The sequence below is a fragment of the Bacillus sp. JJ1474 genome, assembly GCF_036965225.1.
Classification (GTDB): Bacteria; Bacillota; Bacilli; order Bacillales; family Cytobacillaceae; genus Cytobacillus.
Genome location: NZ_JBALPC010000140.1, coordinates 17,787 through 27,685 on the forward strand (window position 1 = coordinate 17,787; position 9,899 = coordinate 27,685).

7 protein-coding genes are annotated in these 9,899 nt (G+C 39.4%); all 7 read right to left on the reverse strand.

Features of this window, described 5'->3' with window-relative positions; translation table 11 throughout:
* The coding region (locus V7164_RS16795) for an ATP-binding cassette domain-containing protein (protein WP_335354658.1) at positions 1-209 on the reverse strand (209 nt) is incomplete at its 3' end.
* A 97-nt stretch (positions 210-306) separates the two neighbouring features.
* The gene (locus V7164_RS16800) at positions 307-1,575 is read right to left on the reverse strand and encodes a substrate-binding domain-containing protein (protein WP_438824724.1); all 1,269 of its coding nucleotides are present in this window, start codon (positions 1,573-1,575) and stop codon (positions 307-309) included.
* A 372-nt stretch (positions 1,576-1,947) separates the two neighbouring features.
* The gene (locus V7164_RS16805; protein ID WP_335354660.1) at positions 1,948-5,205 is read right to left on the reverse strand and encodes a BTAD domain-containing putative transcriptional regulator; all 3,258 of its coding nucleotides are present in this window, start codon (positions 5,203-5,205) and stop codon (positions 1,948-1,950) included.
* A 150-nt stretch (positions 5,206-5,355) separates the two neighbouring features.
* Entirely contained in the window at positions 5,356-5,910 is a 555-nt protein-coding gene (lepB, locus tag V7164_RS16810) for a signal peptidase I (protein ID WP_335346089.1), read from the reverse strand.
* Positions 5,911-5,932: 22 nt separating this feature from the next.
* Positions 5,933-6,553 (reverse strand): TVP38/TMEM64 family protein, encoded by a 621-nt coding sequence (locus V7164_RS16815; RefSeq protein ID WP_335346088.1) that lies wholly within the window; start codon positions 6,551-6,553, stop codon positions 5,933-5,935.
* A 100-nt stretch (positions 6,554-6,653) separates the two neighbouring features.
* Entirely contained in the window at positions 6,654-7,589 is a 936-nt protein-coding gene (locus V7164_RS16820; RefSeq protein WP_335346087.1) for an LCP family protein, read from the reverse strand.
* 166 nt (positions 7,590-7,755) lie between these two features.
* Positions 7,756-9,744: a S9 family peptidase gene (locus tag V7164_RS16825; RefSeq protein ID WP_335354661.1), complete on the reverse strand. Its 1,989-nt coding sequence runs from the start codon at positions 9,742-9,744 to the stop codon at positions 7,756-7,758.
* Between the last annotated feature and the right edge of the window lie 155 nt (positions 9,745-9,899).

Here is a 9,899-nt window from a genome sequence, read left to right on the forward strand (position 1 = left end):
TTAGTAATCTCTTTTTCTCTGAAGAAAATCTGCCCCTCCGTTGGCATTAGCTGTCCGCTTAATAGATTAAAGAAAGTTGTTTTACCAGCTCCATTGGGGCCAATAATAGACTTAAAGTGGTTTTCAGGAACTGCTATACTTACACGGTCCACAGCCGTATGGCCGCCAAATGTAATGGATAAATCCTTTGTCTCTATAATTGGTTTCACTCTCATTCACCACCTGGCTTTTTAATTAGTTATAGAAACAATGAACCTCGGTATAACACCGAAGTTCATTGTTTCTGTGGGAAATCTCCCGTCATTCTTAGTTTCTGATTGGCGGTTCTGTTTCTTCAGGGCTTAGTTCGCGAATTAACACTGGAACCGGATAAGGGACTCCATCCTTCTTCTCCAGCCTAATAGCATATAGCGTTTGTAGTGCTTGATGATCTTCTGGACGGAAAGTCATCTTTCCTTTCGGCGTTTCAAAGCTCATTCCTTCCATTGCTGCAATTAATGTATCGGCATCTGCTTTTCCTTCTGTTTTCTTCAATGCCTCGACAATGGCGATAGCTGCGGTCATTCCACCTGGAGTAAATAAGTCAGGGACTTCACCGTTAAAGCGTTTTTTATGTTCTTCTACTAGCCATTTGTTAATATCATTCGTTGGCAAATCATGATAGTATACGGTAAATCCTTCCATGCCAATCAGCGGCTCCATTGTAGATAAAGCAGGAATATCTGGCGCCCCTGTCGAAATCTTTATTCCTTTTTCCTGAACCTTCATATCAGCGATTTGATTCCATGGGGAGTTTGCACCTGCCCAGACAACAAATAAATAATCTGGTTTAGCATCAATGATTTTTTGAATATTTGACGTGAAATCTGTAGCAGCGGGATCGGCATACTCTTCATGAACAATCTCCGCTCCAAGCTTAATTGCTGCTTCCTTAAAAGCTTCTACCCCATCCCGTCCGAACGAATAATCTGGTGCGAGAGTTGCAATTTTAACACCATCTCCTGCAATCGCTGCTGCTCCTGCCACCGCATCTTGGGAGGAGTTACGAGCTGTCCGGAAAATATATTTATTAAATTCAGATCCAGTAATCGTGTCTGCCACTGCTGGTTCAACAACCATTATCTTTTCATATTCTTCCGCAAGCGGGAGGACAGCAAGTGTATCTCCTGAGCTCGAAGACCCTACTAAGAAATCCACTCCATTTTCTTCAAGAAGCTTCGTTGCCTTTTGAACGGCTACTTCAGGTTTTGTTTCCGTATCTTCTATGAATACTTCAATCTTTCTTCCTGCTACCTCTCTCGTGCCATTCGTTGCGTAATCAAGACCTAGTTCGAATCCTTGTAAAGTTTGCTTCCCATAGGATTCAAGGCCTCCTGTCTGTGAAGCGAGCACACCGATCTTGATTGGCTCACTGTTTTTCGTTTCTTCAGGCTCGCTTGTGTTATTATTATTTGTGTTTGTGTTTGTGTTCGTGTTTTCTTTTCCAGTGTTTCCAGTCTTCTCTGTTCCGCTGCAGGCGCTAGTGAATAGCATCACTAGGATCAGCATGCAAATAAAGCCCATTTTACGCGACATTGCTGTCATCTTCCTTCCCCCTTCTACTTTTCAAAATAAAAACCTAGCATTGAAACCATCATAAACTCAGGTGGTTACAAATGAGTTACAGAAATAGAAAAGCAGAGAGTTCCTTATTCAGAATCCAATGCACGGGTTTATGGAAGTGAGGAGTATAAACCCTAACATAAAAGTTTTCAATGTAAGGGTTTTGGAGAAATCTAGACTTAAGCCCTAACATTGAATTGTCCAATGTAAGGGTTTCGGAGAGACCGGTGACGAAAACCTAGTATAGAATTGTCTATTGAATGTATTCAGGACTAGCATATGCTCTAGGCGCCAGAGCTAGACATCTGAAGAACGGAAGCGATTGAGTACAGAAAAAGGCAGCCTTTATGGCTGCCTAACTGAGTTTAGTGTGTTACCTGATTCTAGAATCATTTCATACATATGACGTGTTGGATCAAGCGGGGGAACGCCAAGCTCCTCCTCCAATATTTCACAGCATTTTTGGTACCATTTAAGTGCGAAGGGGCGGTTGTTTTTCCTGTAATAGCAATACATCGTCAGTCGATAGGCTTCCTCCCATGTGCGGTCCTTCTCTAGTATTTTACTGCACCAATGTATAGCTTTGTCATACTCCTCACTTCTCACATAAAGCTGAGCTAGCTTTTCCGCTGCCCTAATAAAAAAGACGGATAATCTTTCTTTCTCATTCAGGCACCAATCATCAAATCTGCGCTCTGGCAAATAGTCTCCTCTGTATATCTTAAGTCCCTTTTCTAAATAACTCATAGCCATTTCTGTTTTCTTTTCTTCCAAACCAGCTGTCACCCAATGTTCAAAAACCAGGCTATCGACTTCAAGAACGGCATGAGGATTTAACCCGTATGCTGCTCCTTCCCTCATGATAAAAAAGGGTGTTCTTCTTGCTTTCCGGTTCGGTTCAAGGACGTTATTAAGAGCATTTAATGCCACTTTGAAATCTCGTGCCGCGCTTTTTTCATCCTGATCCGTCCATAGAAGCTGATAAATTTGCTCCTTTGGAATCAATTTATGAGGATGGGTAATAAATAATTGCAGTAATTCTTTAGCCTTTCCCCTCTGCCAATCCTTCTCTTCCACCTCTTTTTCACCTAGCCATATTTGAAACCTTCCAAGAGTACTGACTTTAAGTGTATAGCCAGGGTGAAAGTCAACCTTTGATAAATTCATCTCCTGCAGCAGCCTTGCTACCAATTGCGGCATGACTTTTTGTCTCTGTGCCTCAATAAGAATAGGAGCAAACATTTGCAAATCCCTTGGACCAAACATAGTCCTTTTATTAAAAATAAACTCATATTCTCCTGTTTGCACTTCTTTTAATAAAATGGGCAGCAGTTCCAAAAGGGATGGAAGTTCATTTTGGCTAAAGGAGATATACGTTTGCCAGTAAAGGCAGAGCATGCTTCCGTATTGATCTCCGCACTCATTAAAATGGCTGGATGCCTTTTGAATATATTTAGATCCATAAGAATAATGCTTGCTGTAAACAGCTGATATACCCATCGCAAGCTGAATAAGAGCCGATAACCAAATATCCTTTACATTTTCCGTTTCGACAAGGGCGGCATCACCTGCTGCTATTGCTCTTTCGAATTCCCCTTTGCTCCCATATAGTAAGCAAAGCCCCATAAGAGGCTCTGCCTTGCCTCTCTCGATTCGCAGCCGGGTCATTATTTCAAGTGCTGTTTCATAGCACTTCTCTGCTAAGCTTAGGTCATAATCATTAACAATTTGAATGGCATGACCCATTCTCATCCAGCCACACGCCTCCACGTAAGGGGCTTTTATGCTTATTCCATGCTGAATCCCTTCCTGTGCAAGTGACTTCGCTTGATTTCCGTTTCCGGTAAGTCCCTCAATTAGAGAAAGAAGAATATCTGTTTCCCGATGAGATTGCGGCAAGGGCGTTTTTTCTGAGCCTTCTCTCTTTTTATCATTCAATAATATATTCCTAGCTTTACTGAATCTTCCAGTTCGCAAATATAATCTCGCCTCAAGGCTGTTATTAAAATGAGGTCCCTTCAGATTGCCGGCTCTTTTGATCCATTTTTCAGCTTTCATATACTGACCGGAGTTTAACAAGTTTTCTGCAAGAAGGTGATAGAGTTTGGCCGTTTCATCCTTGGACTGAATATCATATTTTTCTCTTATTTCAATTGCCTGAAAAAGAATTCTTTCGGCTTTATGCGGCTGAATCGTGTCTAGATAGATTTTTGCCTGTCCTTCAAGTGCTCGACTTTTTTCGAGCAAATTATTTTTTTCTTCAGCCATTTGCGCAGCTTTGATATAACATGCCTCTGCCTCGTTGTATTTGGAGCAATACCGCAAAACCTCCCCTTGCAAAAACCAAAGGGGATAAAATTTGTCTTTTTCCGTATCTGAAATAAACATGAGCCGGTCATAGAGATTTTCAAGCTTCCCGTTCTCTAGCATCCTAAAGCCAACTTCATTTAAGACGGAAGCAACGGCATCGCTATACTGGATTTTCTCATAATGCAGCAAGGCCTCCTCCCACTGTTTTTTTCGTTCAAAAAAACGGGCGGTTCGCTCATGCAAAGACCGAAAAGTTTCTGGATCCTTTACCTTTAATTGATTCTCTAAAAACTCTTTAAATAATGCGTGATATTTAAATTGCTTTTCTCCGATACGATAAATAAACAAATTCCTTTCAATAATTTGATTAAGGATTGAGGATGAACCCGTTATGCCTAATACAGAGTCACAAATCTCTTCACTTAGTTCATCGAAAATACACGTCTGTTCTATGAATTGCTGGATAATTGGCGGCTGCTTCGCAAAAACCTCCAAAGCCAAATATTGAAATAAATCTTGGAGAGATTGTGATGATTTTGAATGTAAGTTCGAAAAATCACCGTTTTCCGGAATTTGCTGTGCAATCATCCCAATGGCAATTACCCATCCCTCAGTTAACGCATAAATTTGTGCTAATTCCTCTTCGTTAACATTTATATCATAATAGTCATTTAGCAGAAGCTCTGCCTCATCCATTGTCATGATGAGATCGTCTTTCGTGATTTCCATTAACTGATTACATACCTTCATTTTCGTCAGCTGTTTCCACATTGGACGGCTTCTGCTGGAAATAATAAAATGAATATTCGAAGGTATGTGATCAAGCAATTTTTCCATCCATCGATTGACTGTATATGATTGTTCAATTTGATGAAAATCATCTAAAATGATAAATAGTTCTTTTTCGATAGATAGCAGTTCATTAATAAATAGGGAACTAAGCATATTGATTTCTTCATCTCTAATATACCTGTCCATATCCTTCATCATTAAAGCAAGGTTCTTGCCGAACTCTGGAAAAGAAAATTGAATCGAGGAAATTAAATAGGACAGAAAAGGAAGAATATCGTCATCAGCCGCAGAAATTGAATACCAGCTGCAGTCTTTTTTCTCATCGTTCACAAAAAGTGCCAGTGCCGTACTTTTCCCGTAGCCCGCTCCTGAATGAATAATGGTCAAAGGATAACGGGAAATTGATTTCATTTTTTTCGTTAAGGCTGCTCTTCTAATGGATTCTATTTTCACATCTGGAACGAGAAGCTTCGTTCGGATAATAGGCATAGATTTGAACAAATTACTTCCCTCGCTTCCAAAAGTCTTAATTTTCCGATTACTTTTTCTAAAAAAATATTATTTATTTTAACTTCGCTATAGAGCAGACATTTTCCTTCAAAAAAAGGACTCGAGTTTTCGAGTCCAGCGCAGAAAATATTAGCTAGCAGTTTAAAAAGAAATATCCATTTCATCAATCGGCCAATATCTAAGGTTTACTTTTCCGACTACTTGATCAACAGATATTAATCCATAATGACGGCTATCCCAGCTTTTTGCACGGTTATCTCCTAGAACAAAAATCTTTCCTTCTGGGACCGTCTCAGTACCAGTAACTTCCATTAAAGTGAAATCTCCAGTCAGCATACTTCCAATTGCCTCTTTTCGAAACTTTTCGAGGTATGGTTCATATACTTTTTCTCCATTAATATAGAGCTCATCATTATGGTATTCAATCTTATCTCCCGGCAAACCAATAACCCTTTTCACAAAATCTTCTTCCTTGCTATGGTGAAAGACAATGACATCAAACCGGTGCAACTCACCAATCTGAGTTCCAATCTTGTTGACAATTAATTTATTGCCATTTTCAAGGGTCGGCATCATGGATTCACCTTCAACTATATAATTAGAAAAGAAAAAGGTTCGTATAAAAGCAAAAATAATAATTCCGATAGCAAATGCCTTTATCCACTCAATTCCTTCCTTTTTTATTCCCTCATTCATCTTTTCTCCTCCCTTCCAGCATTTACTCTTGGTAATCCCTTTCCCTTTCCATCTTTAAATTCATTTTTATTTCAATTCTTTTTCCAACATACCAAAGGATAAAGATAATAACTCCTACAATCGCAGACCGAATCGGCTGTGTGACCAGTGATTTAATATCAGATCCAATAAAGCTGATCGTAAATATCATGACGAGCTTTCCTGTTAAGACCGCAAGCATATATTGAGCGATACTAATTTTTGATAGACCTGCAACAATATTTACTACCGCTGAAGGCGTGAAAGGGAAGCATAAAAGAATAAATAACGGACCAAATCCATGTCTTTCCACCCAGGCCATAAGCTTTTGGACTTGCGAATGCCTTTTAAGCATCCTCAGCACCCGGCGCTGTCCATACTTCCGCACTAATATGAAAACTAACAACGCTCCTATTGTTGCCCCAATCCATGAAAATAGGAAGCCTAGCCATAAACCAAAAGCATTTGCATTCGCCATTACAAATAAAAATAACGGAAGAAATGGCAAGAAGGCTTCGAGCATGGGCAACAAAATACCTGGAAGCGGGCCAAAGGAACGATATTTATCTATTAATTCCATTATATGTTCAAGTGTAAACCAGTCTTTAAGCCATTCTAACTCCATTTAATGTCTCCTTGTTACTTTCGAGCTGTTGTTGTGTGTAATCGTATATATTTTTACCTCTTTCTATTTAATTGTACACCCATTTTTGGGAAAAAGAATGTTATTTTGCCAAAAATTCGTGAATTGCCTGCTTATTTCTTTCAAGATCTATTGCTAGAACAGATCCAGAACCGCTAACTCTTTGATTGCTGTAAGAACCATCTACAGGAATTCGTAAAGTCCCAATATCCTGAATGTCTTTTGAAATAAAATCCTTGCCTATATAAAGAATATCAGTTGTATCCATGTTTGTATTCACAAACGGTGTCATCACACCGACTAATTTTGGCAGCTTCGCAATTGTTTGAATGCTCTTTAATTGTGACCCGACTTCCTTAATTACCTTTTGCTGTCTTTCAACCCTGCCGAAGTCACCAACCGCATCATGGCGGAATCGGACATAGCCAAGTAAATGCTTGCCATCAAGCCGTTGTAATCCTGGTTGTAAATTTACTCCGATATAGGCTGACATTGCTTTCTCTACCTCAATTTCTACACCTTGTGGAAATGCTTCATCAATTAGATGAACGAAACCATTAAAGTCAACAATAGAGTAATATTTAATGTCTATATCAAAGTTTTCCTTAATGGTTTTTCTTAATAATTCCGGACCTCCAAAAGCCAAAGCAGCATTAATCTTGTGTTTTCCATACCCTGGAATATTTACATAACTATCTCTCATAATAGAAATGACTTTATATGTGCCTTTATCCGGATGGTATTGAGCAATCATAATGGTGTCTGCTCTAGATTTTTCATTTCCTCGTGCATCACTGCCAAGAAGAAGAATATTTGTGCCGCCATACTGATCCTTGTCACCGTGAAATTCAAACTCCTTCGTTTCTATGTTTGCCTTCTTTAAGGATTGTGAAACCCCTTGTTTATATTGAAAATAGGAATAGCCAATAAGTCCGAAACATATTAGAAAAAGAATGAGGACAATTGATTTCCACTTCTTCTTTTTTTGTTTTTTCTGTTGGTATCGATCTGATCTCATTTTACTAGTCCTTCCTTTTAATTTTGGATATTTACTTTCAAACATATAAGACTGCTTTCATAGTTAAAAAGTTTCTTATTTTAGTCTGGTATTTATTGTATTTAGTTATTCTTAAAAAATAAAAACCACAAACCTGCTTTAGGCTTGCGGCTTTGAATCTAGTATCCTATAAATAGTCTTTAAACCATCCGATAATATAGTTTAAACGGCTAATTCTTAAGTTCGGTTTGCCGCTTCTTGAAAGCTCATGATTGGCCTCCGGAAAGCGAATAAACTTTGTTGTTTTTTGACGATCCTTTAATGCAATAAATAATTGCTCGGCCTGTTCGATTGGGCATCTGAAATCCTTCTCGCTGTGAAGAATTAGCAGCGGTGTCTCAATATTGTCGACATAGGCAAGCGGAGAATGCTTCCACAATGTTGTCACATCATGAAGACCGCTTTTGATTTGCCAATCAGTGAAGTAATAGCCAATATCACTGACACCGTAGAAGCTAATCCAGTTCGAAATCGAACGCTGGGTTACTGCTGCTTTAAAACGGTTTGTGTGCCCGACAATCCAGTTGGTCATAAATCCTCCGTAACTTCCGCCTGTGACCCCTAAACGGTCACTGTCAATAAAATCAAAGGAAGCTAACACATGATCGACCGCATCCATAATATCCTCATAATCTTTTCCGCCATAATCCCCTCTTACAGCGTCAACGAAAGTCTGTCCATAGCCATGGCTTCCGCGAGGATTGATAAATAAGACTGCAAATCCTTGAGCCGCAAGACTTTGAAATTCATGAAAATATGTATTGGCATACATCGTATGAGGTCCACCATGAATTTCGAGAATAAGCGGGTATTTCTCTCCTTCCTTAAAGTTCACAGGCTTCATCATCCAGCCATGTAAATTCCAGTTATCCGAAGATTGAAACTCGAATGGCTCTGCTTCTGCAAGGTCAATGCCATTAAGGAATTCTTCATTCACATTTGTCAGCTGCTCCAACTCACCTGTTGACACATTAAGGAAATGCAGATCTCCTGGCTTTGCTGGTCTGCTAATAGCAACAACCGCCCGATCAATTTTCCCGCCGGTTGTAAGTCCGTATACATGCTGGCGATCCAAAAGAGCCGGATAAAGTTCTCCATCTATAGTTCCATAGTAAACAACTGTATTGCCATGGTCTGTTGCTAGGAAATAGAAGCTGTGATTATCCTCACCCCACAAAATTCCCGGGGTGACCGTACCCTGTTGGAAATCACCAATTGCATAATCGCCAACTAATAAGTCTGAATCAGCAGTCAGGCAATGAAGCTTCTCCGTTTCTGTTTCGTAAATCCAAATCTTTGATAGCGTGGCATTTTTGAATTCTCTTTCGTGTCCAAACATACCAAGATACTTTCCGTTAGGTGACCATGTAACATGGCCGAAGCTTCCGGTTCCACTTGTGATTTTCTGGAGCTTCTTTGTTTCAATATCAATAAAAAAAACATCATTTATAAAGGATGTGTCCTTTTCCTCACTTAAATCTGCTGTGATAGCTAGTTTTTTTCCACAAGGAGACCAGCTATGAAGCTGAAAATCATTTTCTTTAGATGTAAGCAGCTCGATCTTTCCATTTTCCACTTCAACAAAAGCGATATGAGTATATTTTCCGTCCCAAAATCCTGAGGCATCTGATTTGTATTTCATTTTTTCAACTTCAAGCGGAACAGGGGGTTGGTCTTCCTTCTTTTCTTTCTTTTCAGCTGAAGTGACCGATTCATCTTTTTTGAGCGCTGCATTAAAGGCAATTCTAGTGCCATCAGGAGACCATACCGGATTCGATGCTCCATTTGGACATTTCGTTAGCTGGCGTGCCTCCCCTCCTTTAGCATCCATGACATAAATTTGTCCTTTCCCGCTCCGGTCCGAAACAAAAGCAATTTTCGTTCCATCCGGAGACCAGCGTGGGGAGGAATTTCTGTTTTCCCCAAATGTCCATTGAATAGGCTTATTCTTTTCTTTCGTGTTTATGTAAAACAAATTGGAGCAATATTTATTTTCCTTCTCAAGCATTTGTGTTTCTACAAATAAACAATCCTCCCCATTTGCTGCAAGCTGAGGATCTGATACAGATTTGAGCTTATACAGATCCTCTGGGGTAATCGTTCTTTTTTCCTTCATTCCTTTTCCCTCCTATTAGTTTAGGGTAAAACACCGTATGCACTGGGCTCTGGAGCTAGCCATTTATATAGCTCCTTTTTATTTCGACACTAGAAATATTTTCCCTTCTTTTTTTTTTTTGAAGATAAGATCGTTTTTTTAAATTTTTGGGAAAT